General features: G+C 63.8%; 24 protein-coding genes and 3 tRNA genes. 6 read left to right on the top strand and 21 right to left on the bottom strand.

The window, feature by feature from the left end; translation table 11 throughout:
- Positions 1 to 40: 40 nt before the first annotated feature.
- From NGM28_RS16695 to NGM28_RS16680, 4 genes are all read left to right on the top strand, one after another.
- Complete coding sequence (locus NGM28_RS16695) at positions 41 to 472, top strand: hypothetical protein (RefSeq protein WP_252090801.1); 432 nt, start codon at positions 41 to 43, stop codon at positions 470 to 472.
- Positions 473 to 527: 55 nt separating this feature from the next.
- Entirely contained in the window at positions 528 to 1,157 is a 630-nt protein-coding gene (locus NGM28_RS16690) for a DUF1780 domain-containing protein (protein WP_028689889.1), read from the top strand.
- A gap of 132 nt (positions 1,158 to 1,289) precedes the next feature.
- On the top strand, positions 1,290 to 1,463 hold the full coding sequence (locus NGM28_RS16685; RefSeq protein WP_110991747.1) for a DUF3094 family protein: 174 nt from the start codon (positions 1,290 to 1,292) through the stop codon (positions 1,461 to 1,463).
- Between the two features lie 84 nt (positions 1,464 to 1,547).
- A complete protein-coding gene (locus NGM28_RS16680; RefSeq protein WP_050703671.1) occupies positions 1,548 to 2,843 on the top strand; it encodes an NAD(P)/FAD-dependent oxidoreductase in 1,296 nt (431 codons plus the stop codon).
- A 123-nt stretch (positions 2,844 to 2,966) separates the two neighbouring features.
- On the opposite strand, the gene NGM28_RS16675 is transcribed toward NGM28_RS16680, so the two are convergent.
- Complete coding sequence (locus NGM28_RS16675; RefSeq protein WP_213658339.1) at positions 2,967 to 3,503, bottom strand: dihydrofolate reductase family protein; 537 nt, start codon at positions 3,501 to 3,503, stop codon at positions 2,967 to 2,969.
- A gap of 190 nt (positions 3,504 to 3,693) precedes the next feature.
- Here NGM28_RS16675 and NGM28_RS16670 point away from each other — a divergent pair, with 190 nt between their 5' ends.
- The gene (locus NGM28_RS16670) at positions 3,694 to 4,947 is read left to right on the top strand and encodes a VWA domain-containing protein (protein ID WP_252090800.1); all 1,254 of its coding nucleotides are present in this window, start codon (positions 3,694 to 3,696) and stop codon (positions 4,945 to 4,947) included.
- A 10-nt stretch (positions 4,948 to 4,957) separates the two neighbouring features.
- Here NGM28_RS16670 and NGM28_RS16665 read toward each other — a convergent pair whose 3' ends face one another.
- The 20 genes from NGM28_RS16665 to rluD all read right to left on the bottom strand — a co-directional run bounded on the left by NGM28_RS16665 (position 4,958) and on the right by rluD (position 23,042).
- Positions 4,958 to 5,965, bottom strand: a complete 1,008-nt coding sequence (locus NGM28_RS16665) for an LppP/LprE family lipoprotein (RefSeq protein WP_252090799.1) — start codon at positions 5,963 to 5,965, stop codon at positions 4,958 to 4,960.
- Positions 5,966 to 6,080: 115 nt separating this feature from the next.
- Entirely contained in the window at positions 6,081 to 6,659 is a 579-nt protein-coding gene (locus NGM28_RS16660) for a TerD family protein (protein WP_240064579.1), read from the bottom strand.
- Positions 6,660 to 6,693: 34 nt separating this feature from the next.
- A complete protein-coding gene (locus NGM28_RS16655) occupies positions 6,694 to 7,269 on the bottom strand; it encodes a TerD family protein (protein WP_110991753.1) in 576 nt (191 codons plus the stop codon).
- 29 nt (positions 7,270 to 7,298) lie between these two features.
- On the bottom strand, positions 7,299 to 8,330 hold the full coding sequence (locus NGM28_RS16650) for a TerC/Alx family metal homeostasis membrane protein (RefSeq protein WP_430624199.1): 1,032 nt from the start codon (positions 8,328 to 8,330) through the stop codon (positions 7,299 to 7,301).
- An 11-nt stretch (positions 8,331 to 8,341) separates the two neighbouring features.
- Positions 8,342 to 8,791, bottom strand: a complete 450-nt coding sequence (locus NGM28_RS16645; RefSeq protein ID WP_110991754.1) for a tellurite resistance TerB family protein — start codon at positions 8,789 to 8,791, stop codon at positions 8,342 to 8,344.
- 46 nt (positions 8,792 to 8,837) lie between these two features.
- Positions 8,838 to 10,025, bottom strand: coding sequence for a TerD family protein (locus NGM28_RS16640; protein WP_252090798.1), 1,188 nt, complete (start codon positions 10,023 to 10,025; stop codon positions 8,838 to 8,840).
- Positions 10,022 to 10,621: a TerD family protein gene (locus tag NGM28_RS16635; protein WP_240064581.1), complete on the bottom strand. Its 600-nt coding sequence runs from the start codon at positions 10,619 to 10,621 to the stop codon at positions 10,022 to 10,024. The genes NGM28_RS16640 and NGM28_RS16635 overlap by 4 nt, the downstream gene beginning before the upstream one ends.
- Before the next feature lie 2 nt (positions 10,622 to 10,623).
- Positions 10,624 to 11,352 (bottom strand): HAD family hydrolase, encoded by a 729-nt coding sequence (locus NGM28_RS16630; protein ID WP_240064582.1) that lies wholly within the window; start codon positions 11,350 to 11,352, stop codon positions 10,624 to 10,626.
- On the bottom strand, positions 11,352 to 12,299 hold the full coding sequence (locus tag NGM28_RS16625; RefSeq protein WP_252090797.1) for an HpcH/HpaI aldolase/citrate lyase family protein: 948 nt from the start codon (positions 12,297 to 12,299) through the stop codon (positions 11,352 to 11,354). The genes NGM28_RS16630 and NGM28_RS16625 overlap by 1 nt, the downstream gene beginning before the upstream one ends.
- Positions 12,296 to 13,372: a cysteine protease StiP family protein gene (locus NGM28_RS16620; RefSeq protein WP_502943863.1), complete on the bottom strand. Its 1,077-nt coding sequence runs from the start codon at positions 13,370 to 13,372 to the stop codon at positions 12,296 to 12,298. Before NGM28_RS16620 ends, NGM28_RS16625 begins: the two co-directional genes overlap by 4 nt.
- Before the next feature lie 4 nt (positions 13,373 to 13,376).
- On the bottom strand, positions 13,377 to 14,135 hold the full coding sequence (locus NGM28_RS16615) for an HAD family hydrolase (RefSeq protein WP_252090795.1): 759 nt from the start codon (positions 14,133 to 14,135) through the stop codon (positions 13,377 to 13,379).
- Positions 14,125 to 15,252, bottom strand: a complete 1,128-nt coding sequence (locus NGM28_RS16610; RefSeq protein WP_252090794.1) for a phosphoribosyltransferase domain-containing protein — start codon at positions 15,250 to 15,252, stop codon at positions 14,125 to 14,127. The genes NGM28_RS16615 and NGM28_RS16610 overlap by 11 nt, the downstream gene beginning before the upstream one ends.
- Positions 15,253 to 15,322: 70 nt before the next feature.
- A complete protein-coding gene (locus NGM28_RS16605) occupies positions 15,323 to 16,462 on the bottom strand; it encodes a trypsin-like peptidase domain-containing protein (RefSeq protein ID WP_240064587.1) in 1,140 nt (379 codons plus the stop codon).
- Between the two features lie 73 nt (positions 16,463 to 16,535).
- Positions 16,536 to 17,534, bottom strand: coding sequence for an ATP-grasp domain-containing protein (locus NGM28_RS16600; protein WP_252090793.1), 999 nt, complete (start codon positions 17,532 to 17,534; stop codon positions 16,536 to 16,538).
- A 305-nt stretch (positions 17,535 to 17,839) separates the two neighbouring features.
- Positions 17,840 to 17,915, bottom strand: a tRNA-Lys gene (locus NGM28_RS16595).
- A gap of 6 nt (positions 17,916 to 17,921) precedes the next feature.
- Positions 17,922 to 17,998, bottom strand: a tRNA-Pro gene (locus NGM28_RS16590).
- A gap of 4 nt (positions 17,999 to 18,002) precedes the next feature.
- Positions 18,003 to 18,078: transfer RNA gene (locus NGM28_RS16585), tRNA-Asn, on the bottom strand.
- Between the two features lie 458 nt (positions 18,079 to 18,536).
- Entirely contained in the window at positions 18,537 to 21,101 is a 2,565-nt protein-coding gene (gene clpB, locus NGM28_RS16580) for an ATP-dependent chaperone ClpB (RefSeq protein WP_252090792.1), read from the bottom strand.
- A 244-nt stretch (positions 21,102 to 21,345) separates the two neighbouring features.
- On the bottom strand, positions 21,346 to 22,083 hold the full coding sequence (gene pgeF, locus NGM28_RS16575) for a peptidoglycan editing factor PgeF (protein ID WP_252090791.1): 738 nt from the start codon (positions 22,081 to 22,083) through the stop codon (positions 21,346 to 21,348).
- On the bottom strand, positions 22,080 to 23,042 hold the full coding sequence (rluD, locus tag NGM28_RS16570; protein WP_240064590.1) for a 23S rRNA pseudouridine(1911/1915/1917) synthase RluD: 963 nt from the start codon (positions 23,040 to 23,042) through the stop codon (positions 22,080 to 22,082). Before rluD ends, pgeF begins: the two co-directional genes overlap by 4 nt.
- Positions 23,043 to 23,191: 149 nt before the next feature.
- Here rluD and NGM28_RS16565 point away from each other — a divergent pair, with 149 nt between their 5' ends.
- On the top strand, positions 23,192 to 24,211 hold the full coding sequence (locus tag NGM28_RS16565; protein ID WP_252090790.1) for an outer membrane protein assembly factor BamD: 1,020 nt from the start codon (positions 23,192 to 23,194) through the stop codon (positions 24,209 to 24,211).
- The last annotated feature ends 28 nt before the right edge of the window (positions 24,212 to 24,239 follow it).

The following is a 24,239-nucleotide window of genomic DNA, read 5'->3' as shown; positions in this document are numbered from 1 at the left end:
TATAGGCTGGCACCTCCTTTCGCTGCAGGACGCATCCCCGATGACCGAAGGCATCAACCTGCCCTTGCTGCTGGGCGCGCTGTTCAGCGCCACCGCGGGGGTACTGCACCTGCTGGTCATCGCCGTGGGCCCGCGCTGGTACCGTCTGTTTGGCGCAGGCGAGCGCATGGCCCGGGCCGCCGAACAAGGGCGCGCCTACCCTGCCCTGGTCACCCTGGTGATCGCATCGGTACTGCTGGTCTGGGCCGCCTACGCGCTGTCGGCGGCCGGCATGATCGCGCCCTTGCCGTTGCTGATGCCGATCATCTGCCTGATCACCCTGGTGTACCTGGCCCGTGGCCTGCTGGGGCCGCTGCTGCTGGCCGGCACCGGGCACAGCCGGCGTTTTATCGCGGTCAGTTCGGCGATTTGTGTGGGTGGCGGGCTGCTGCACCTGTTCGGGGTCGTGCAGCAATGGCTGGTGCTGGGCTGATTCCCACGCACAAACAGCATCTTACCGTCATCAATTAGCGACTAAGCTTGTCCCCATGGATGACTCAGACTACCTGCGCCTGCTTACCATCCAGGCCGAACAAGCCAATGCGTTCCTGTCCAATGCCCGCAAATGGGAACGCGAGCGTTGGGTCTGCCAGCGCCTGCTGCAAGGGCTGAACATTCCCTACCGCAGCGAGGACTTCACCCCGGCCGGGCAGGAGCCGCCGGACGTGCTGTTCCGCGACGCGGCGTTCGAGGTGTTCTTCGTGCTCGACGAGGGCCGGCGGCTCAACGATGAATGGCGCGAGGAGCTGCAACGGCGGCGCAGCGCGTTTTCCCTGGCCCAGCTGGTGCGCCGCGAGCAGCGGCCCCGAAGGATCAGCGCCCAGGAGCTGCTGGCGCGCCTGGCACCGACGCTGCGCAAGAAATCGCACAACTACCGCGAACGCGGGCTCGACCTGGGCGAGCTGGACATCATCGCCTTCGCCAGCCTCAAGCGCGAGGTGCTCGACCTCAACAGCCATTTCCCGCCGCCCACCGAATACCTGCGCCAGGGTTGGCGGTCGCTGTCGCTGGTAGGGCCGACCTTCGCCCGGGTGTTGTTCGCCCACCCGGACGCACCGGATTTCCTGCGCGGCAACCTGGGGCGCAGCATCGTGTTCGACGTCGGGATCAGTCTTTGATCCAGTGCCGGGTGTCTTTGCGATCACGTACACTCGGCGCCAGGGATAGAAAGCATTATCATTCGATTCATGCGTTTGCGTGAGCGCTGTAGCGTTTGCGCATCCACAAACGTCTATCTGACGAGGCCCACCATGACCAGCCGCCTGAACCCTGAAGATCAGCGTCGCGTCGATGAGTACCTGAGTGCCCCGCAGCATCGTGTCGAGCGCAGGCCTTTCCGGCCGTTGCTGCTCCTGTTGCTGGTGGTGGCCGTGACCATCGGTCTGGGCCTGTTGAGCCGCCTGCTGAGTGGACTGGTGCTATGAGCTGCCTTGCGCTCGCCCTCCCCTCCTGCCAGGCGCGGCCGGGCCTTGTGCCCACGAATTCCGTAAAACTTGTGAGATATCCCCATGACTCATCGCATCGTGATTGTCGGCGGCGGCGCCGGCGGCCTGGAACTGGCGACCCGCCTGGGTAAAACCCTGGGCAAGCGCAAACAGGCCGAGATCACCCTGGTTGATGCCAACCTGACGCACATCTGGAAGCCACTGCTGCACGAAGTGGCGGCCGGCTCGCTGAACTCCTCGGAAGACGAACTGAACTACGTGGCCCAGGCCAAGTGGAACCACTTCAACTTCCAGATGGGGCGCATGAGCGGCCTGGACCGTGAAAGCAAACTGATCCAGCTAGCCGCGACCCTCGACGACGAGGGCCGCGAGCTGTTGCCTGCGCGCACCATCGGCTACGACAGCCTGGTGATCGCCGTGGGCAGCAACACCAACGACTTCGGCACCCTGGGCGCGGCGCAGCACTGCCTGTTCCTCGACAGCCGCAAGCAGGCCGAGCGCTTCCACCAGCAGCTGCTCAACCACTACCTGCGCGCCCACGCGGGCGATGTGGCCAGCGAGAAGATCAGCGTGGCCATCGTCGGCGCCGGCGCCACGGGTGTCGAGCTGGCGGCCGAGCTGCACAACGCTGCCCACGAGCTGGCGGCCTATGGCCTGGACAAGATCCAGCCGAAGGACATGCACATCACCCTTATCGAGGCCGGCCCACGGGTACTGCCGGCGCTGCCGGAGCGCATCAGCGTGCCGGTGCACAAGACCCTGGAAAAACTCGGGGTGACGGTGATGACCAACGCCGCGGTCAGCGAAGTGACCGAGGATGGCCTGAAGACGGCGGCCGGCGAAGTGATCCAGGCCAGCCTGAAAGTGTGGGCGGCGGGCATTCGCGCGCCGGGCTTCCTCAAGGACATCGACGGCCTGGAAACCAACCGCATCAACCAGTTGGTGGTGCGCCCGACCCTGCAGACCACCCGCGACGACAATATCTTCGCCTTCGGCGACTGCGCCGCCTGCCCGCAACCGGGCAGCGACCGCAACGTGCCGCCACGGGCCCAGGCCGCGCACCAGCAGGCTTCGCTGCTGGCCAAGAGCCTGAAGGCGCGCCTGGAGAACAAGGCGCTGCCAACCTACGAGTACAAGGACTACGGCTCGCTGGTGTCGCTGTCGCGGTTCTCGGCGGTGGGCAACCTGATGGGTAACCTGATGGGCAGCGTGAAGCTGGAGGGCTGGCTGGCGCGGATGTTCTATGTGTCACTGTACCGGATGCACCAGATGGCGCTGTATGGGTTCTTCCGCACGGCGATGATGATGCTGGGCAGCAAGATTGGGCGCGGGACCGAGCCGCGGCTCAAGTTGCACTGAGGCTTTGAGATCCTGGGGCTGCTGCGCAGCCCTTTCGCGGCGCAAGGCCGCTCCTACAGGGGACGCGATCGTCTGTAGGAGCGGCCTTGTGCCGCGAAAGGGCCGCATAGCGGCCCCAGCGATTCAACGCACCACGCGATACGTGCTCTGCACGAACCCACTCTCGTAGCTGGTCGTCCTCATGTGCTGCAACAGCACATCCTTCGCCAACCCGCCGAACAACGGAATCCCCTGCCCCAGCAGCACGGGAATGCGGGTGATGGTCAGTTCATCCACCAACCCCTCGCGCAAGAACCCCTGGATCAGCTTGCCGCCATCCAGGTACAGGCTCTTCGCGCCCGTGGTTTCCAAGTGCTCGAGCAAGGCGGGGATCGGCCCGGGATGCAACTCGACCCGCTCGGGTGAGTGTTGAGGCAACGCAGGCAGGGTGCTGCTGACCACCACGACGCGCACATCAGGATAGGGCCACTGGCCAAAGGTCATGACCTTGTCGAAGGTGCCACGCCCCATCACCAGCGTATCGACCCCCGCCATGAACCCCGCATAGCCATGGTCATCGGTGGACTGGGTCGCCCCCATCAACCAGTCGAGGGCGCCGTCTTCACGGGCGATGTAGCCATCCAGGCTGGTAGCGATGAAAACACGGGCTTTGAGGGACATGCGCGGCGCTCCTGCGAGTAGTGCCCGCATGCTAGCAAGAAAACCGCACAGCCCGCGCGAAGTGCGCATTCATCGGCTCGCCGCGCGCCGACGAACGGGTATCGGCGTACCGCAGGGCTTCCCAGCGGCGCCTCGATAGGTCAGGCTCACACCGCGCGCAACAGGACGCGGTATCTCAAGGAAGTGCTTCATGCAGATCAACCAAGGACAACGCCTGCCATTGTCCAACCTCATCCAGGGCCAGGCCCTGTCGTTTTCCCTCAATATCGCCTCGCCACACACGGTGGACTGCGCCTGCTTCGGCCTCGATGCCCAGGGCAAGCTGTCGGACGATCGCTACATGGTGTTCTTCAACCAACCCGCCAGCCCCTGCGCCAGCGTACGCCAGGCCATGCCTGGGGAATTCGCCCTCGACCTCGCCCGCCTGCCTGCCAGCATCGAGCGCCTGGTGTTCACTGCGGCCATTGATGGCCATGGCGCCATGCGCGACCTGCAGGCCAGCACCTTCACGATCAAGGATGCCGGCGGACGCGCCGTGGCCACCTGCCCGTTCTCCGGGGCGACGTTCGCTAACGAAAAGGCCATCATGGTGGCGGACATCTATCGCAAGGATGGCCAATGGCGCCTGATGTCCAACCTTCAGGGGTTCAACGAGGGGCTGGCCGCGCTGGTCAGGCATTTCGGCGCTGAAGTCGCCGACGAGCCGGCACCGGCACCGGCACCGGTCCAGGTGACGACCCTGTCGCTGGAGAAGAAAGTGGCGGCCAGTGCCCCACACCTGGTCAGCCTGGCGAAGAAAGCCCAGGTCAGCCTGGAAAAGGCCAAGCTGGACCAGGTGAAAGCACGGGTCGCGCTGGTCCTCGATGCGTCGGGCTCGATGAACGGCCAATACTCCCGAGGCCGTGTACAGGAAGTGGTCAATCGCCTGCTGCCGCTGGCCGTGCATTTCGACGACGACGGCGCCATCGACTGCTGGGCCTTTGCCGCCAAACCGCAGAAGCTGTCGTGCATCACCCTCGCCAACCACAAAGCGTTCATCGACACCGACCATGACGGCTGGCGCGACTGGGATGTCGGCCGCCGCCTCAACGACGAACCGAGGGTGATGGAGCAGGTCATCGAACACTACCTCGCCTCGGGCGACCGTTCCCCGGTGTTCGTGCTGTTCATCTCCGACGGCGGTGTCTCGGAAAACCGCAAGATCACCCGGCTGATGACCGAGGCGGCGAAGCTGCCGCTCTTCTGGCAGTTCGTGGGCCTCGGTGGCAGGGGCTACGGCATCCTTGAAAAGCTCGATGACATGCCGGGCCGAGTCGTCGACAACTGCGGGTTCTTCGCCCTGGACGATCTCCACCAGGTCAGCGAGGAGCAACTCTACGACCAGTTGATGGCGGAGTTCCCCGCCTGGCTGAAGGACGCCGCAGGCAAAGGTATCGTCGCCTGAGCCCTGCTTGTCAGCCGGCGTTCTGGCGCGGCGCCGGCAGTTCGGCGAAGGTCGTGCCGGTCCAGCGGTACTTCACGTCGGTCTCCAGGCTCGGGCAGCAGCGTGGGTCGTCATCGGCATGGGACAGCACCTTCACGGTGATCGTCTCGGGGCCGGCACGCTGCAGCTGCGTGGCACCACCGACGACCAAGGTCTGCTGCAACTGCCAGCCATCGCTGCCGTGATAGTAGGCGGCTAGCGTCTGGTAGGCGCTGTTGCCGCCGCCCTGCCCTTCGATGGTGTAGAGCACCACCGCGTCCTCCACGCCATCGCCGTTCAGGTCGAGCTGAACCTGCTGGCGACCTTCCGGGTATTCGCTGCCGCCGTCGCTGGCAATTTCCTGCGCGATCAGGGCTTGCATGGCGGCGTCGAGGGTGACGTACGCGCGATTGGCGCTAGCAGGGGGCGTGAGTACCGGCGCGGCGGCCACCACGGGTGCGGCCGCAGGTTCAGGTGCGGCTGGGGCCGGGGCCTGGCCCTGCGTCTCGCCGTATTTGGCGGCGGCGGCCTTGTCCGGTTGCAGGCCGGCGGCCTTGACCTTTTTGATGTAGACACGCTCGACCTGGGCCTGGATCTCTTGCAGGTCGCTTGGTGCGAATTCGATGACACCTTTGCCATCGAACGGTTGGGCATCGCCAAGCACCCAGCGCGAGAAGATGCCAGGGCGTTTCTTCTCCAATACCTTGATCACCTCGTCCTTGACCTCCTCCTCGGCCTCCAGGTAGAGCGCCCAGCCTTTGTCGCCGAACAGGGCGATCAGCCCTTCCTTGTCCTTCGCGCCGGCAAGCGGAACAGCCTCCAGCACCTGGATGTTGAAGTCGATGGTCTTGCTCACGCAGCTGTTGGTGAAGTTGCCGAAGCATTCCTCCCGCAATGCCTGCCTGGCCATGGAGAGTTTGTAGTCGGTCATGGCATCGCAGCCGGCCAGCGCCAGCACCCCACCCAAAGCCAAACCCCATTTGATGCTCTTGCTGATCATGCCCTTCGCTTCCTGTTGATACCTGGTCGATCCGGCCCGTGGCTGAATCCTTTCCCTGACTGTCGATGCAAAAAAGCCCCGGCCAGGCCGGGGCTTTTCTTCACCCGAAGATGAATCAGCCGATGTTCACGCCATGGGCTTCGGCCAGCGGCTTGAGGCCACCGGCAAAGCCTTGGCCAATGGCCTTGAACTTGAACTCGTCGTTGTGGCGATACAGCTCACCGAAGATCATCGCGGTTTCGGTGGAGGCATCTTCGGACAGGTCGTAACGGGCGATTTCCTTGCCGTCAGCCTTGTTCAGCACGCGGATGTAGGCGTTCGATACCTGGCCGAACGACTGCTTGCGGCCTTCGGCGTCGTGAATGGTCACGGCGAACACCAGCTTCTTCACATCGCCAGGCAGGGCAGTGAGCTTGACGACAACTTGCTCGTCATCGCCTTCGCCTTGGCCCGAACGGTTGTCGCCCAGGTGCTCGATGGAGCCATCGGCGGACTTCTTGTTGTTGTAGAAGATGAAGCCGGCGTCGCTCAGCACCTTGCCGTTCTCACCGGTAACGAACACCGAAGCATCGAGGTCAAACTCGGTGCCGTCGGTCACGCGTGGGTCCCAGCCCAGGCCAACGATGACTTCGCTCAGACCTGGAGCTTCCTTGGACAGGGAGACGTTACCGCCTTTGGACAGACTTACAGCCATGGTGTGTATTCCTTGCTCGATGGTGGATGGGCGATCAGAAGTTCATGCCGTAGCCATTGGCCAGGGCACGCAGGCCACCGGTGTAGCCTTGGCCGACGGCACGGAACTTCCACTCGCCGTTGTTGCGATAGAGTTCGGCGAAGATCATCGCGGTCTCGGTCGAGGCATCCTCGGCCAGGTCGTAACGCACGATCTCGACACCGGTCACTTCGTTGACGATGCGGATGAACGAGTTGCCGACCTGGCCGAAGTTCTGGCGGCGCGCATCGGCGTCATGGATGGTCACGGTGAAGGCGATCTTGTCGACGTCCGCAGGCACGCGGCTGAGGTCGACCTTGACCACTTCGTCGTCACCGTCGCCGGCACCGGTACGGTTGTCGCCGGTGTGCTCCACCGAACCGTCCTGGCTGCGCAGCTGGTTGTAGAAGATGAAGTCGGCTTCGCTGCGGACCTTGCCGCTGGCGTTCAGCAGGAAGGCGCTGGCGTCCAGGTCGAACTCGGTACCGTCGGTGGCGCGTGGGTCCCAGCCCAGGCCGACCAGGATCTTGGTCAGGCTTGGGTCGGTTTTCGACAGGGACAGGTTGCCGCCCTTTTGAAGAGTCAGTGCCATGAGAACAACTCCTTGTGATTGCTACTGAGTTAAGCGTTTGCGGCCGGGGTCTCTTCCTTTTCCGGGAAGAGCACACTGGCCAGGATGCCGATGGCGAGAACCGCCAGCACGATGATCAGGCTGGTGTTCGGGTCGATGCTGATACCGTGGTGGAACAGGTGGTCGGTGGCATTGAGGCCAAGCTTGGCGGCAATGAAGAACAGCAGCACGATGACTGCCTTCTCGAGGTGCACCAGGTAGCGCTTGAGGGCTTCGAGCACGAAGTACAGGGTACGCAGGCCAAGAATCGCGAAGAGCATCGCCGAGTACACGATCAGCGGTTCACGGCTGACCGCGATGACCGCCGGGACCGAGTCGAAGGCGAACAGCACATCGGACACCTCGACCACCACCAGGCACAGGAACAGCGGCGTGGCGAACAGGCCGCCCTTGGCCGCCAGGCTCATGCCTTTGTTCTCGGGCTTTTGCACTTCGGCTTCGAGCTTCTTGCGGCTGACGAAGAAGTTGTGGCCATACAGCTTGGGCCAGACCGGGAACAGCTTCTTGGCGAAGCGATAGGCGATGTGCTGGGAATAGTCTTCCTCTTCTTCATCGTCACCGCCGCTTCTGAGCATCATCACCGCCGTCCACGCCACGATCAGCGCGAAGACGATCTCGACCCACGGGCCGAACGCCAACAGGCCGGTACCGATGGCGACGAACACGCCACGGAACACGATGGCACCGATGATGCCCCAGTAGAGAATGCGGTGGCGCAGGCCGTCCGGCACCTTGAACCAGGCGAAGATGGCCATGAACACGAACAGGTTGTCGACCGACAGCACTTTTTCCAGGGCATAGCCGGTGACGAACAGGCTGGCCACCTGCGGCCCGTGCTGAACGTAGAGGAATGCGGCAAACGCCAGCGAAATCGCCACCCAGAACAGCGACCAGATCGACGCCCCGGCGAGGGTGATGGGCTTGTCATCGCGGTGAGTGACCATGTCCAGCAGCAGCGCGCCCAGCGCGATGCCGACAAATACCGCCATGGTCAGCGGTGGGAAGCCAATTGTCGTTTCCACAGTCGAAGTCCTTAAAGTTCGAAATCAGCCGGGTTGAGGCCCAGCTCCAGGCAGATCAGGCGCCCGACGGCCTTTTCCTTGCTATCAAAGTCGCCATCGGAAGCCCCGACAGCGCACACCACGCGGACCAGCAGGCGCGCTTCGCCGTCCTTGCCCTTGACCTTGCTGATGGCCTTCAAGGCTTCGGCCTGGCCGATCTGGAAGTCGAATTCGAACTTCGCGCAGGCGTCGCTGAACACCTTGATCACATCGGTCAGGTTGAACACCTTCAACTCCGCGGAGTTGTTGATGAAGCCGGTCATCTTCATTTTTTCTTCGGACTTGATCTCGCCGTCCGCCGCCGACATCAGCGCGCAACCGTTGGCGATCGCCTCCATGAAGGTCCGGTTCTTGTACTTGGCGACTTCCGTCGTCAGTGTTTCCCGGGCCTTGGCCGCATTGGTTTTCAGCCATTCGAGCATGCTGCTTCCCTCGTTGCGGGCCACGCGGCCCGCCTTGATCCGATGGTTATTTGGAGCCGGCCTTCCAGTTCATGCCCCAGCCGTAGGCGCGGTCCATGTCCTGGTGGCCCGGGTGGAAATCGACACGGCGCGAAACCCTCACGGCACCGTTGACGTTTTCCAGCAAGGCGATCGCGCACATGCCGTGGCGGCCGCCTTCCTCGTTCATGCGCACTTCGATCTCGGGCTGGCCTGGCACGAAAATGGTCACCACGCCGTCGGTGGCTCGCCAGTTGGGCGCACCGTCGTAGATGAACGCGAAGATCAGGATGCGTTTGACTTCGCTCCAGAACTGGCCGTTGATGTGCAGCCATTCACCGCCCGTCACCGCGCCAGTGCGGTCGTCGCCCATCAGCTGGATGTAAGGTTCTTCGCGCAGGTCGCCAAAGCGCCTGCCGAGCGCCTGGATCGCGCCCTTGTAGCCATCCTGCATTTCGAACAGGCAACCCAGGTCCAGGTCGATCGCATTGCGTTTGCCCAGCAGGCCACCGAGCAGGCCACCGCCACTCTGGCCCTGGTTCCAGTTCAGGTTGACCTTGATCTCGCCGAACCCGGCAGCGGTCTTTTCCAGGCTGATGCTCGAACGGGTCTTGTCGAGGGTGACCTTGCTCAGGCTGATCGCAGGCTTGGGCGCTGGCGGTGGCGCGACAGCCGGGGCCGGGGCCGGGGCCGGTGTCGGCGCCGGGCTTGGCGCCGCAATGTCGACCCCGAAGTGCCGGGCCAACGGCTCCAGGCCACCGGCAAAGCCCTGCCCGACACAACGGAACTTCCAGGCGCCCTGGCGCAGGTAGAACTCGCCCAGGATCAACGCCGTTTCGCTCATGCCACGGGTCGGGATCTGAGCCTCGATGCCACCGGACACGGTCAATGCCAGGGTGCTGACACGGTCGAACGCTGCCTTGTTCTCGTAGATGGTCGCGGTAAGCGCGACCTTTTCCACCGCAGGGTCGACCCGCCCCAGGTCGAGCGTGAACTCGACCCGGCCACTGGCGGACGAAACCAGCTGGACCGCGCCACCGAGGATGCTGGTCTGGCCGTAGAAACACATGTCGCCATCGCCACGCACCTTGCCGGATGGCGTGAGCGCGAATGCGGAAATATCGATGTCCGCGCCCGCGATCGGTGAGTAGCTGATATCGACACGCAGTTGGCCAGAGGCTACCGGCGCATTGCCGCCCGGAGCCAAGGTCGTCATGAGCGCACCGCGTCGATGGCCAGGTTTACCAGGTCCTCGGCCGTGCGACCGTTCATGGAACGGCCGATCGCCTTGAACTCCCAACCGTTGCCGCCGCGGCTCAGGCTCGCCATGACCACGCCGGTATGGCTGCCTTTTTCCGCCAGGTTGAAACGCGCCAGCTCACGCTTGCCCGATTCGTTGACGATGCGGCAGTAGGCATTCTCGACCTGGTCGAAGGTCTGCCCACGGAAGCTGTTGACGGTGAACACCAGGTGCTTCACGTCAGCCGGCAGGCGCTGCAGGTCGACATAGATGGTTTCGTCATCACCATCACCTTCACCGGTGAGGTTGTCGCCGGAGTGCTTGATCGAGCCGTCCCGCGACGTCAATTGGCGGAACCAGACCACGTCGACGGGCTGGAAATCGCCATCGAGCACGATGCACGAGGCATCCAGGTCGATCGAGTCGTTGCTGCCACCGGACAGCAGCTTGCTGAAGAAGCCACCGGTGGCTTTCACTGGATCCCAGCCCAGGCCCAGGCTGACAGTGGTCAGGCCAGTTCCGGCGGTCTTTTCCAGCGAGATGCTCTGATTCTTGCTCAGGGTGAGTGCCATGATTACGCTCCTTGTTGATCGTCAGTGTGCAAGTGGGAGCCCGTGGTCCTTGCCGGTCCCTGGCTCCCTGCCGTGTTGAAGCGCGGACGCGTACGCCGCCACGCCGGATGAAAATGTCGCCAGTGCGGGTCTTGCGCGGCGGCGAGCAGTTCGTGATCGCCGCGGGTGTCGCCCCAGGCGCGCAAGCGGTATTCGGTGAGCGGGCCGTACTCGGCGGTCAGGCGCAGCACCTTGTGTTCGCACCGGCAGTTGTTGCCGCTGATGCGCCCGGTCAGCCTGCCGTCGAGCACTTCCAGTTCGGTACCGATCAACCTGACCCCCAGCCGTTCGGCGAAGGGCCGCAGCACCAGTGCCGGCGATGCCGAGCACAGCGTCACCTGGGCGCCGGACGCCAGTTCGGCGGCTACCGCGTGCAGGCCGGTCGGGCGCATCAGCCGGGGCCAGGCGCGCAGGCAGAACAGCTCGGCCTTGTGCGTCAGCCACTGGGCCTGCACACCGGTCAGGAAGGTGCGGACAAGCTGCGCCTTGAGGTCGTCGCGGCTCATGCCCCGCGCCACGTACCTGAGGCTGGGCAGGGCCATCCGCAGGAGGCGCCGCGAGAACTCGCGCTTGCCGAAGGCAAATTGCAGGAACGGCACGAAGCTGTCGTGCCGGGTGAGTGTGCCGTCGAAGTCGAACACCGACAGCACCTTGGCACCTTTCGGGCCTGCTTCCAGCATGCCCAGGCTCATCAAAGGACCTCCGCCAGGCGCATGCCGGGCTCATGTGTGCCGGGCTCGGCAGGCTTGATGCCATGCCAGCGCGCACGCTCGAGAATGTTCTGCGCCCACTTGAAATGGGTCGCCGGCTCGCACATCGCGTCGTTGTGCCTGAATACCGCCGGCGCCACATCGTTGACGATCAGCCGGGCGCAATTGAGGTCCTCCAGGCTGACCCGCAGGGTGTCCTGGATCAGGCTGATCTGGTTGGGGTGGATCGCCGTCTTGCCGACCAGGCCATGGGCAATGTCCAGCTCGAGCTCTTCCTGCAACAGGTGCGGCGAGGCCAATTGCTCGAACACCGGCGCGGTCAGCGCGAAGCCCTGGGCGCCCATGACGCCGGCCAGCATGGGGATCACATAGCTCATGGGGGTGGCGTACAGCGTGGTCGCCGGGTTGCGGCGCAAGCCCAGGCAGCCCATGAGGTCGTTGCCACCGATGCGCAGGGCGATGATGCGCTGATCGAGGCTTTCCTTGAGCGCCTGCCCCAGTTCGGTCATGGCGCCAGGGTTGTAGACGTCGGCGGTTTCCAGGGTCGGCATGAGCCGCAGCTCAGGGTTGCTGACCGCCCGCTCCCAGGTGACGAGGCTGTCCAGCGTCAGCTTGGGCACCACGAACCCATCGACATGTTTCATCAGCGGCCAGTCATTGAGCACCGCCGCCATCCGGGCATCACGTGGCCGCACGAACAACAGCGGGCCACCGTCACTGCGCCCACCACGGGCATCGATCTCCCGCAGCAGGGTGCGCAGGTTGGCCAATGCACTGTCCACGTCGGTCTGAGCCACGGCATCTTCGAGGCAGACCACCAGCGAGCGCAGCTCGGGGAACCGGATGCCGAACACCACCTCGAGAATATCGGAGCGCGTGGCGGGCATGTACAACGTGGCGCCCAGCGCGAACGGCGAAATCCTTTTCATCGGTTGACGCTCCGGATGATGGTGACCGCACGATAGGGGCCGAGCTGCTCGCCGCACGCTTCGACGGTGATTCCCGCACGCTCGGTCAGGTGCAACAGCAACTGCACGTCGCGGTCGTCGCGGTCGCGCACCAGCACATGGTCGGGGACGCGGCGCAGGACGGCGCGCGTCGCTTCGGCAATACCGGGTTTTACCCGATTCAGGTTACCGATCTGAAAACGTGCCGCGAGATCACGCACCACCGTGCTCGCCTGCGCCTGCAAACGCGCGCGCGCCTCAGTAGTCCAGGGGGCGACCGGGGCCACCGCGGCCAGGCGACCGCGCTCGTGTTCAATCTGCTCGATGAAGCTGCGCGTGACGTCGTGCTCGCGCAGGTGGTCGTAGACCACGCAACCGTGCAGGCCACGATCGGTGGGCCAGATCGAGCGCGACACCAGGCCCGAGACCGTGGCGCCCAGAATGCCGGACGGGATGATCCAGTCCTCCGCCGAGGCGGCCATCCAGGCCTGGCCGCAAGGGTCGGCCAGCACCACCAGGCGCGGCTCGCCCTGGAACCGTATGTCGCTTGCCAGGGTGCGCCGCAGTTCGCCCGCGATCGCCCCCTTGCCGGTCCAGCCATCGACGAAGACGATGTTCTGCGCGCCGTGGCGCTGGATGATCATCTCCAGCGCCACATGATCGATGCCGCGATCACGGACGATACTGACGCCGTAGTGGTGAGCGTCACGCCCCAGCCCGACCAGCGCGCGGCGCAACAAGACCCCCAGCGGCAGGCCGGCGCGCACGAACGAGACCAGCGCGATACTTGGGCCGCTACAAGCGACGTCCAGTGCCTGCGCCAACGCCTGCACCTCGGCCGCCATGCGCTGGCCATTCTGCGCCAGGGCCTTGGCATACAGCCCCATGTGGACCTCGTCCGGGGCATGTTCCTGACTGATCATTTCGGAGTAGTGCTTCTGATTGGATTGAATCAGCCGCTCCTTCTCAGCCACGTCGGTTACCTGCATCTGCATCGGGCGAAGCAGAAAATGCACATCATCGGGCGCATAGCTGCCGCTGCCGACCGTGCCCATTGCCTCAGTCATTCAGCAAGCCCTCGACCGCATTGGCCAACTGACTGCTGGCCGGTGTTGCCCACAGATGGCAGAGGTTCATGAAACCCAGGTCGGTGATGCTGTCACCGAACCCCAGCACCGGGCGCTCGCCGTGCCGGGCGCGATCACGGCGCAACCACTCCTCCACTGCCAGGCGCTTGCTCAGGCCTTGCGGCAGGAACGCCAGGTTGTTGCCGTTGCCATGTACATGCATGCCCTCCAACAACCCGCGTCGGCGAACTTCGGCCAACACCGTGGCCAATACCGCGTCATCGGCCCCGTTGTGCTTGGTCACCACGTAATGGCGCAGGTCGTTCTCCTCCACCACCCAACCCCGCAGGGAGAAGCCAAGCGCGTCACCGATCGCCAGGGTGGTCTCGCTCAGTGTGTTCAGGCGCTCCTGGAAGGGGGCCAGTGCGTCGACCATGACCCCATGCCAGTCGCTGTCCAACTGCCCCTGGCCACCCAGCAGGGTGCCGCCGTGGGAACAGATCGCCCCGAGGCTGAACGGCAGGCGCACCCGGCTATAGGCCTCGACACTGCGCGCGGTGACCGGTACCACATCGGCTGAACCGAGCAGCCAGTCGACCAGCGCCTGCTGCACCGGGGTCATGTAGCCGTTGGGCTGGCCATTCACATCCAGTGTCGCCACCGCCCTGGCAACGCCTTCGGGCATTTTCCGGGCAGTCTGGAACAGGGTGTCGTCGAGATCGACGAACACCAGTGGGCGCTTAGTGCTCATCGACGATGACCTCCGCGCCCAGCGCCTCGATCAGTTGCGCGCAGACCGCCGGGGCCGGTGTTTCCGAGCAGAGGAGCACCCGGTCGAACTGACCGGGGCGCACGTTGTAGAGGAAATTGGGGATCCCCAGGCCATAGTTGTCCGAGAACGACAGGGCATGGCCAATGGCATGGCCGAGGGCGATCGGCGATCGGCTGGTCGAGCTGAAGTGCACGTCCGCACCCGCACGCTCCAGGCGCTCGGCCAGAAGAAACGGCCGCCAGACGAACTCGCTGGTGCCGATCACGATGACTTTCTCGCCAGGACGAACCTGCAGCCCGGGCGCCAGGGTATCCTCGACGTGGCGAACCCCAAGTCGCCCCCAGTCGCCTTTGGGCGACAGCGGCCACGCGCCGATGGAAACGGCGCCGACGTCCGGCATGTCCGGCAGCGGGGCTGTCGGGTCTTCGTGGAACGCGTAGCTGCCCTCGAGCAGCGAGACCGAACGGGCCCGGCTGCCGATGGCCCGGCCGACCGCGCCGGCCGACCAGTCGGTCAGCACGCAGGTGACCACGCGCTCCAACTGCTGCAGACCGGCGTCCAGCAGTGCCTGGTAGAGGTTGATGAGCGTCTTGCCGGTCGAAGCCTCGTCATCCACCAGGATCAACGAACGTGCCTGCAGCATCCGCTGACGGGTCTCGGGGTCGGTCGGCAAATGAATCAGGTGGGCGCTGGCGTGACTGTGCTCTTCCTCGAACCTCGCGAACAGCTCGGTGCCGAGAGGGTGACGCGTGCTGGTGATATAGACGCAATCATTGCGCTTGGCACTGTAGGCCCGATGCACGCCGGCACCCAGGCCGACAGCGGTTTCAGCCATGCCGATGACCAGCACCGGGCCTGGCAGATCATCGGGGATCTCCGCTGCCAGGCTGTCGAAGCTGGCTGCCATCACGGCGGGACGCACCGGGATATGACGCCCCAGTACCTTGGAAACGAACAGGAATGCCCGTTTGGGGTTGCGGCGCTCGGCGAAGCCGAACAGTTCGGCCGCAGGCAGGACGGTGTCCTGGATCTTGACCTCAAGCACACCGCGCTTGAGTTGTACGCACAGGGAGGTGGGTACTACGTTGCTTTCCATCAATGGCTTCCTAGTCCGATGCCGGGTCGAGCCCTCGCACCAAATCCTGATGTTTCTATTCAATGGGGTGCTATGGGTTGCGCGCCTCGATCTTCCACAACGACTGCTGGCCCTCCCTGGCCAGTTGTGCGGTTGTGTAGGACTGCCCTGTCGGGTTGCGGGCAACCGTGATGCCACAGGCATCGAGAAAAGCCAGGGCCAGCCCGGCCTTGACGGCAAAATTCATGTTCTGTGCATCAGGGACGGTGGAGGTCACCATCCCCACCACGGTGCCGGAACTGTCGAACAGCGGGCTGCCGCTCGAGCCCGGCTGGATCGGGGCGGTGAACTGCAGCAGGCTGGCATCGTTATGCAGCCCGAACAGTGCCGAAACACCGCCTTGGGTCACGTGCATGCCACCACCGGCAAAGCCCGCCATGGGGAAACCGAGCGTGACCACGTTTTCACCCAGGTCGCAGCCTTGCCCATCACGGAAATTCACCGGTTTGAACGGCGGCGCGCCCTGGATGCGCAACAGCGCCAGGTCGTTGCGCGAGTCGACGACCACCGGGTCGGCCTTGTGACGGCCTTCAAAGGAGGCGATGTGGATTTCCTGCATGCCCTCGATCACATGGGCGCAGGTCAGGATGTGCGTGCCGGTCACGGCGAAACCCGTGCCGGTGGCACTGGAGCAGGCCCGGTTCGAGCCCCCGCTGCTGTGGCCTCGGAGGGGGTGGGCATCATCGATCGACAGCCCGATCCTTCGGCCCAGGGCCGAGAGCCCGTAGGCGGAACCTTCCGCCAACGCGCGGAATTTCCACTGCTGATTACGGCAGTAGAATTCACCGATGATAAGCGCTGACTCACCGTGATCGGCGAGCTCTGGTGTGAATTCGATCTGGTTGTCGACCTGAAGCCGAAGTGATTTCAGCTCACTGACCGGCCCTGCCGCAGAGAAGGTGTAGACCACCAGCAGCACGCGGTCGGCACCTGCCGGCAGTTTGCCAAGGTCAAGCTTGCAGCCAATCCGTTCCTGGCTGCCGCTCCACTCCATCCACGGCTGGTCGACCTGGAACAGGGCGGCATCACCCTTGGGCAGGCGCTTGTCATCCACGGGCAGCAATGCGCACGCCGCGTACTCGCCAAACGCCGTGGTATTGCCACATTCCAGTGACCAGGAGCACTGAATGGCCCCCAATGTAGTGTTCGCGCCAGGCGCCAGCACCATCATCCCTGCTTCGCTCCTTGAAACTCTATCCATGTCACCGAGGCAAAATTGTAACAACTTGGCCAGCGTTTTAATATCAGCTTGCTATATCCACCGCGACCGTCACCGGCTTTACCCTGACATTCGGGCGCCATTCACTGACCGGTTCCGCCATGCCCAGGCGTCGGGCTGCGAAGATACCTGGCAGGTTGATGCCCGCCAGGCGGGTGTAGCCGATCCCACCCGAGTAACGTGGGTTGATCTCGAGCAAATGGGGAATACCGCTGGCATCGTCCCGGGTCTGGACATTGATCAGCCCATCGCAGCGGAAATGCCTGGCCGCTTGCAACGCAAGCTCGACTGCGGCGCCGTCACGCTCGAAGCACTGATAAAGGCCCTGCTTGCGGCGGCCGACATGAGCCACGGGGCGCCCGTCCTCGCACACCATGTCGATGGAGCACTCACTGCCGGCCATGTAGGGCATGACCAGCATGGGCGGGCGTTCGGCACCTGCACGGTAGGCGCGCAGGTAAGTCTGGAAATCCACTTCACGGGCATCCGGGTTGGCGAAGCAACGGAACGGGTCCGCACCCTCCCTGAAGCGCCAGAACCCTTGCCCATAGATGCCCACGGCAGGCTTCACGCAGACCTCGCCACTGGCGCGCAAGCGTTCATAAGCCGCGCCAAGTGCTTCGCCATCCAGCACGGTGATGGCCGGCACGCACGCCAGCCCTGCGCGCTCGGCTTCGGCGGTGAATTGGCTTTTGTCATCGACCAGGTCGAAGGTTTGCAGCGACAGGCCACCGGTGACCAGATCCAGGCCTGCTGCTTCGAATCGTTGTCGCTGGGCTTCGAAGACACGGCCTTCGCGACCGGCAACGACAACCTTGATGCCCTGGCTGACGGCTGTCTCGATTACCCAGTCAAGCCGCGCTTCGGTATCCACCGGCTCCATGAGGCTGACATCCGCACCGCCGGTGACTTCTGGCCGGCTCTGCCTGTGAGAGGCAAAGACCCGCACCTGGGAGGCAAGCGCTTGCTTGGCCCCAGCGATGACATCACGTTGACTCGACTGCCCTTCCAGAAACCAGATCACCCATTCATCCCTAAACTCAGTTGACGAGCTCCAGCAACGACTGGGTTGTGGAGATCCTTTCCATGTAACGACAAAACGCGGTGAGGTGGTCGAACACACCCAACCTCTCCACCGCATTGCGGGGGAAGCGCGGCGCATGATAGCCGCCCTTCGAAGTCGGATAGGTTACCAAGCCAATTCAGCGTGTTTCAAAAAGGCAATTGCCAGCGGTTCGACACGTGCAGGTAACCCGCCCGATCACAACCGAAGACCACTTTTCAACCGCAAAAGAAAAAGGGCATCTCAATCGAGATGCCCTTTTTACATGGTGGGTCGTGTAGGATTCGAACCTACGACCAATTGGTTAAAAGCCAACTGCTCTACCAACTGAGCTAACGACCCGGAAAATGGTCGGGGTGAGGGGATTCGAACTCCTGACATCCTGCTCCCAAAGCAGGCGCGCTACCGGACTGCGCTACACCCCGAGATTGGCTCCGCGACCTGGACTCGAACCAGGGACCCAATGATTAACAGTCATTTGCTCTACCGACTGAGCTATCGCGGAACTGAACTTCGGTACATCTTTACTGCTTCGAAGTCTGTGTTAGCTTCGAACTCTTTAGCTGCTTCGCTTTCGCGTTGTCGCTGCTGAGGCCGGCTATTCTACATTCTTCGTTTTGCTTGTCAACCACTTTTTTTCGTTCAACTTACTGATTTGTAAGTTGTTTTGCGATCTCCGATGTTGCTGGTGATTCGCTCAGTGCCTGACAGCGGGGCGAATATTAGGGGCACTCTGAATTTTGTGCAAGCATTTTTTTCAAAATTTTCAGCAAGTTATCTGGAAAGCCCGAAAAGCACCGGTTTTTCTGGGCCTGTGCGGGCCTCTTCGCGGGTAAACCCGCTCCTACAGGGTCAGCATAGTCCTTGCGACCTGTAGGAGCGGGTTCACCCGCGATGAGGCCAGTACAGGCAAATACGCAAAAAAAGCCCCGCACAGGCGGGGCTCTTCATTGATTGCCGTGATCAGGCAAAGACTATCTCTTCGCCCTGCACCTTCGCCGTGATCGCCGCACCAGGCAAGAACTCGCCGGCCAGGATCAGCTGCGCCAGCGGGTTCTCGATCCAGCGCTGGATCGCCCGCTTGAGCGGCCGTGCGCCATACACCGGGTCGTAACCGACTGCGATCAGCTTGTCCAACGCCTCCGGGCTCAGGCTCAGCGACAGCTCGCGCTCGGCCAGGCGGCCGCGCAGGCGACCGAGCTGGATCTCGGTGATGCCGGCGATCTGCTCGCGGCCCAGCGGCTCGAACACCACCACTTCGTCGATGCGGTTGATGAACTCCGGACGGAAGTGCGACCCCACCGCGTCCATCACCGCAGCGCGCTGCGCCTCGCGGTCACCGGCCAGTTCCTGGATCTGTGCCGAACCCAGGTTGGAGGTCATCACGATCACCGTGTTGCGGAAGTCCACGGTGCGGCCGTGGCTGTCGGTCAGGCGGCCGTCTTCCAGCACCTGCAGCAGCACGTTGAACACATCCGGGTGGGCTTTCTCCACCTCGTCGAGCAGCACCACCGAATACGGCTTGCGACGCACGGCCTCGGTCAGGTAACCGCCCTCTTCATAGCCCACATAGCCTGGTGGAGCACCGATCAGGCGAGCCACGGAGTGTTTCTCCATGAACTCGGACATGTCGATGCGCACCATGGCCTCTTCGGTGTCGAACAGGAACTCGGCCAGCGCCTTGCACAGTTCGGTCTTGCCCACGCCGGTGGGGCCGAGGAACAGGAACGAGCCGCTGGGGCGGTTCGGGTCGGACAGCCCGGCACGGGAACGGCGCACGGCGTTGGCCACAGCGGTCACCGCCTCATCCTGGCCGATCACCCGCTCATGCAGCAGGCTTTCCATCTTCAGCAGCTTCTCGCGCTCGCCTTCGAGCATCTTGGCCACGGGGATGCCGGTCCACTTGGAGACGACTTCGGCGATCTCTTCTTCGGTGACCTTGTTGCGCAGCAGCTGGTTGTCGGTCTTGCCGTGCTGGTCGACCATCTGCAGGCTGCGCTCCAGGTCCGGGATCACCCCGTACTGCAGCTCGGCCATGCGGCTGAGGTCGCCCTTGCGGCGGGCGGCTTCCAGTTCCTGGCGGGCCTGCTCGATTTTCTGCTGGATCTGCGCCGAGCCCTGCACCTCGGCTTTTTCCGAAGCCCAGATCTCTTCGAGGTCGGCGTACTCACGCTCCAGGCGGTCGATTTCTTCGGTGAGTTTCTCCAGACGTTTCTTCGCCGCTTCGTCCTCTTCTTTCTTCAGCGCCTGGGATTCCACCTTCAGCTGGATCAGGCGACGGTCGAGGCGGTCGAGCACCTCAGGCTTGGAGTCGATCTCCATGCGGATGCGGCTGGCGGCCTCGTCGATCAGGTCGATGGCCTTGTCCGGCAGCTGGCGGTCGGTGATGTAGCGGTGGCTGAGCTTGGCCGCGGCGATGATCGCGCCGTCGGTGATGGCCACCTTGTGGTGCACTTCGTAGCGTTCCTTGAGGCCGCGCAGGATGGCGATGGTGTCTTCCTCGCTCGGCTCTTCCACCAGCACCTTTTGGAAGCGGCGCTCGAGGGCGGCGTCCTTTTCGATGAACTGGCGGTACTCGTTGAGCGTGGTGGCGCCAACGCAATGCAGCTCGCCACGGGCCAGGGCCGGCTTGAGCATGTTGCCGGCGTCCATGGCGCCCTCGCCCTTGCCGGCGCCGACCATGGTGTGCAGCTCGTCGATAAACAGGATGATCTGGCCTTCCTGCTTGCTCAGTTCATTGAGCAGGCCTTTGAGGCGCTCTTCGAACTCGCCGCGGTACTTGGCGCCAGCAATCAGCGCGCCCATGTCCAGGGCCAGCAGGCGCTTGCCTTTGAGGCCGTCGGGCACTTCACCGTTGATGATGCGTTGGGCCAGGCCCTCGGCGATGGCGGTCTTGCCCACGCCGGGCTCGCCGATCAACACCGGGTTGTTCTTGGTACGGCGTTGCAGCACCTGGATGGTGCGGCGGATCTCGTCGTCACGGCCGATCACCGGGTCCAGCTTGCCCTCTTCGGCGCGCTTGGTCAGGTCGACGGTGTACTTGTCCAGGGCCTGGCGCGATTCCTCGGCGTTGGCGTCGTTCACCGCCGCGCCGCCACGCAGGTTGTTGATGGCGTTCTCCAGGGCCTTCTTGCTCACGCCCTGGCCGAGCAGCAGCTTGCCGACCTTGCTGTTCTCGTCCATGGCGGCGAGCAGCACCAGTTCGCTGGAGATGAACTGGTCGCCCTTCTGCTGGGCCAGGCGATCGGCCTGGTTGAGCAGGCGCGCCAGGTCCTGCGACATGTTCACGTCGCCGGTGGGGTTCTGGATTTTCGGCAGTTGGTCGAGCTCCTTGGTCAACGCCTTGCGCAGGCTGTTGATGTCGAAGCCCACTTGCATCAGCAGCGGCTTGATGGAGCCGCCCTGCTGCTCGATCAGCGCCTGCAGCAGGTGCAGGGGCTCGATGGCCGGGTGGTCCATGCCCACGGCCAGGGATTGGGAATCGGATAATGCCAGTTGCAGCTTGCTGGTCAGTCGGTCTATTCGCATGGGGGATACCTTCCTTTAAAGGGCAGGCGGAGCGATGGACAGCACCTGTAATGATGAACCTGCCTGAGATGACCAATAGATAAGGCTGATTCTGGAAGATTCAAGCTTAGCGGGGTTGACAGAGGTCAGCAGGCGGGGGAATGGCCGGGGGCGCTTTGCGCCCCTTTCGCGGCTAAAGCCGCTCCTACAGAGGATTGCGCTCCCCTGTAGGAGCGGCTTTAGCCGCGAAAGGCTGCAGGCGCCCTTACGGCTGCAACCAGACCAACGAAGCGAAGCGCCCACCCCGCGGGGTGCGACGATAGGAGAAAAAGCGCGGGTCGCTGACCGTGCAGAACCCACCACCATAGACAGCGGTAATGCCTCGTGCCGCCAAGCGAATGCACGCCAGCTTGTAGATATCGGCCATCAGCTTGCCCGGGCGCTCGCCCGCCACAAAGGCATCAGCCGCTTCAGGATGCACGGCCGTGAAAGCATCGCGCACCTCCAAACCGACTTCGAACGCCTGCGGCCCGATCGCTGGCCCCAACCACACCAGTACCTCTTCAGGCGGCGTAGCCAGGCGGTCAAGGGTGGCCTCCAGCACGCCACCGGCCAACCCGCGCCAGCCGGCATGGGCAGCCGCCACACGGGTGCCGGCTCGGTCGCAGAACAAAGCAGGCAGGCAGTCGGCGGTCATCACGGTGCAGGCAATGCCCGGCTGGTCGGTCCAGCTGGCATCGGCTTCGGCGACCACGGCGGGGTCGGCATCCGCCACCACCAGGCCATGCACCTGCTTGAGCCAGGCGGGCTGGATGGCGAACGCGTCACTGAGGCGGCGACGGTTCTCGGCAACCGCCAGCGGGTCATCGCCCACATGGTCGCCAAGATTGAAGGATTCGTAGGGCGGCAGGCTGACGCCGCCCTCGCGGGTGGTGACGCAGGCGCGAACCGAGGCCGGGGCCGGCCAGTCGGGGATGATCAGCGCCGGCGTCAGGCCGCTCATCCGATAAAGCTCTCGCGGTCGTCGTTGAGCAGCGACAGCAGCCAGAGGAAATCGTCCGGCAGCGGCGAGGCCCATTCCATGCGTTCACCGGTGGTCGGGTGGTCCAACGCCAGGAAGCGCGCATGCAGGGCCTGGCGCGGGAAGTTCTTCACCGCCTCGACCATGGCCACGCTGGCGGCCGGTGGAATGCGGAAGCGCACGCCATAGGTCTGGTCGCCGACCAACGGATAACCGACATGCGCCATGTGCACGCGGATCTGGTGGGTGCGGCCGGTTTCCAGCTTGACCCGCACATGGGTGTGCGAGCGGAAGCGCTTGAGCACGCGGTAGTGGCTGACGGCCGGCTTGCCGCCGTCAGTGACCGCCATGCGCTGGCGCTCGCCACCATGGCGGCCGATCGGGGCGTCGATCTTGCCACCAGCGATCACCACGCCGACCACGATGCACTCGTAGATGCGGCTGACCGAACGCTTCTGCAACTGGTCGACCAGGTTGGTTTGCGCCTGCAGGGTCTTGGCCACCACCATCAGGCCGGTGGTGTCCTTGTCCAGACGGTGCACGATACCGGCACGCGGTACGTTGACGATGTCCGGCACATGGTGCAGCAGGGCATTGAGTAGGGTGCCGTCGGGATGACCGGCCGCCGGGTGGACCACCAGCCCGGCGGGCTTGTTGATCACCAGGATCTGGTCGTCTTCATAGACGATGTCCAGCTCGATGTCCTGGGCCACCCATTCGCCCTGGGCTTCTTGCTCAGCTTCGAGGGCCAGGATGGAGCCGCTGTGAACGGTGTCGCGCGGCCGCAGCACCGCGCCATCGACGGTCAGGCGGCCATCTTTGATCCACGAGGACAGGCGCGAGCGCGAGTACTCGGAGAACAATTGGGCGGCGACTTGGTCGAGGCGTTGGCCGCCCAGTTCGGACGGGACCTCTGCGCTAAGTTGAATGATCTCGGACATGCTCGAATCGACGGGCGTTCAGCCTTTGGTTTCGGCTGCGCGCTTGTGGTTAAATACGGCTTCTTTTGCCCCGGGGTTTGGCCGGGGGCGCTCATCATAACAGGACGGCACCGCCCAAGACAGCGGCCGTCAAAGGGACGCAAGCCGCCATGCAAGTGAAACACCTGCTGCTGATCGCCATCCTCGGGCTCACCGCTGCCTGTTCCTCGAACAAGGAAGTCATTGACGAGAACCTCAGCGAGGCCGAGCTGTACCAGCAGGCGCAGGCCGACCTGGACAACTCCAGCTACACCAGCGCCGTGAACAAGCTCAAGGCCCTGGAGTCGCGCTACCCGTTCGGCCGCTACGCCGACCAGGCCCAGCTCGAGCTGATCTACGCCAACTACAAGAACTCCGAGCCCGAGGCCGCCAAGTCTGCCGCCGAGCGCTTCATCCGCCTGCACCCGCAGCACCCGAACGTCGACTACGCCTACTATCTGAAGGGCCTGACTTCGTTCGACCAGGACCGCGGCCTGCTGGCGCGCTTCCTGCCGCTGGACATGACCAAGCGTGACCCGGGCGCGGCCCGCGACTCGTACAACGAGTTCGCCCAGCTCACCAGCCGCTTCCCCAACAGCCGCTACGCGCCGGACGCCAAGCAGCGCATGATTTACCTGCGCAACCTGCTGGCCTCCTACGAAATCCACGTGGCCAACTACTACCTCAGCCGTGAAGCTTATGTCGCCGCCGCCAACCGTGGCCGCTACGTGGTCGAGAACTTCCAGGAAACCCCATCGGTGGGTGATGGCCTGGCGGTGATGGTCGAGTCGTACCAGCACATGCACCTGGACGAACTGGCCGCCACCAGCCTCGAGACCCTCAAGCTCAACTACCCGGACCACCCGAGCCTGGTCGATGGCCAGTTCGTCGTCAAACGGGACGAGAACGGCAACCGCTCCTGGCTGTCGAAGGCCACTCTGGGCCTGATCGATACCAAGACCCCGCTGCCGCCGGGCGAGACCCGCGCCAACCAGGACGTGGTCAAGCAGTTCCAGGACGCCCGCTCGGAAATGCCGGAAGAGCTGCTGCCCAAGGACGAAAACGGCGACCCGATCCTGCCGGCAGGCCCGAAAGAAGCCGAGCAGGACCGTTCGTGGTTCAGCTACATGACCTTTGGTCTGTTCGACTGATCACACGCGCTAAAAGAAAGGGAGGCCT

Source organism: Pseudomonas sp. MWU13-3659, from assembly GCF_023757525.1.
In the GTDB taxonomy this organism is placed as follows: Bacteria; Pseudomonadota; Gammaproteobacteria; order Pseudomonadales; family Pseudomonadaceae; genus Aquipseudomonas; species Aquipseudomonas entomophila_E.
This window is presented reverse-complemented; position numbering and strand designations above follow the sequence as displayed.

Excerpts from the sequence above, each read along its gene's own strand:
- NGM28_RS16630 (WP_240064582.1), bottom strand. The coding sequence starts at position 11,352 with ATGAGCCTGGGCATGCTGGAAGCAGGCCCGAAAGGTGCCAAGGTGCTG.
- rluD (WP_240064590.1), bottom strand. The coding sequence starts at position 23,042 with ATGTCCGAGATCATTCAACTTAGCGCAGAGGTCCCGTCCGAACTGGGC.
- NGM28_RS16655 (WP_110991753.1), bottom strand. The coding sequence starts at position 7,269 with ATGGCACTGACTCTTCAAAAGGGCGGCAACCTGTCCCTGTCGAAAACC.
- NGM28_RS16660 (WP_240064579.1), bottom strand. The coding sequence starts at position 6,659 with ATGGCTGTAAGTCTGTCCAAAGGCGGTAACGTCTCCCTGTCCAAGGAA.
- NGM28_RS16635 (WP_240064581.1), bottom strand. The coding sequence starts at position 10,621 with ATGGCACTCACCCTGAGCAAGAATCAGAGCATCTCGCTGGAAAAGACC.
- NGM28_RS16640 (WP_252090798.1), bottom strand. The coding sequence starts at position 10,025 with ATGACGACCTTGGCTCCGGGCGGCAATGCGCCGGTAGCCTCTGGCCAA.
- NGM28_RS16675 (WP_213658339.1), bottom strand. The coding sequence starts at position 3,503 with ATGTCCCTCAAAGCCCGTGTTTTCATCGCTACCAGCCTGGATGGCTAC.
- NGM28_RS16610 (WP_252090794.1), bottom strand. The coding sequence starts at position 15,252 with ATGGAAAGCAACGTAGTACCCACCTCCCTGTGCGTACAACTCAAGCGC.
- NGM28_RS16615 (WP_252090795.1), bottom strand. The coding sequence starts at position 14,135 with ATGAGCACTAAGCGCCCACTGGTGTTCGTCGATCTCGACGACACCCTG.
- NGM28_RS16690 (WP_028689889.1), top strand. The coding sequence starts at position 528 with ATGGATGACTCAGACTACCTGCGCCTGCTTACCATCCAGGCCGAACAA.
- NGM28_RS16670 (WP_252090800.1), top strand. The coding sequence starts at position 3,694 with ATGCAGATCAACCAAGGACAACGCCTGCCATTGTCCAACCTCATCCAG.
- NGM28_RS16565 (WP_252090790.1), top strand. The coding sequence starts at position 23,192 with ATGCAAGTGAAACACCTGCTGCTGATCGCCATCCTCGGGCTCACCGCT.
- NGM28_RS16645 (WP_110991754.1), bottom strand. The coding sequence starts at position 8,791 with ATGCTCGAATGGCTGAAAACCAATGCGGCCAAGGCCCGGGAAACACTG.
- NGM28_RS16695 (WP_252090801.1), top strand. The coding sequence starts at position 41 with ATGACCGAAGGCATCAACCTGCCCTTGCTGCTGGGCGCGCTGTTCAGC.
- NGM28_RS16605 (WP_240064587.1), bottom strand. The coding sequence starts at position 16,462 with ATGATGGTGCTGGCGCCTGGCGCGAACACTACATTGGGGGCCATTCAG.
- clpB (WP_252090792.1), bottom strand. The coding sequence starts at position 21,101 with ATGCGAATAGACCGACTGACCAGCAAGCTGCAACTGGCATTATCCGAT.
- NGM28_RS16685 (WP_110991747.1), top strand. The coding sequence starts at position 1,290 with ATGACCAGCCGCCTGAACCCTGAAGATCAGCGTCGCGTCGATGAGTAC.
- NGM28_RS16625 (WP_252090797.1), bottom strand. The coding sequence starts at position 12,299 with ATGAAAAGGATTTCGCCGTTCGCGCTGGGCGCCACGTTGTACATGCCC.
- NGM28_RS16620 (WP_502943863.1), bottom strand. The coding sequence starts at position 13,372 with ATGGGCACGGTCGGCAGCGGCAGCTATGCGCCCGATGATGTGCATTTT.
- pgeF (WP_252090791.1), bottom strand. The coding sequence starts at position 22,083 with ATGAGCGGCCTGACGCCGGCGCTGATCATCCCCGACTGGCCGGCCCCG.
- NGM28_RS16680 (WP_050703671.1), top strand. The coding sequence starts at position 1,548 with ATGACTCATCGCATCGTGATTGTCGGCGGCGGCGCCGGCGGCCTGGAA.
- NGM28_RS16665 (WP_252090799.1), bottom strand. The coding sequence starts at position 5,965 with ATGATCAGCAAGAGCATCAAATGGGGTTTGGCTTTGGGTGGGGTGCTG.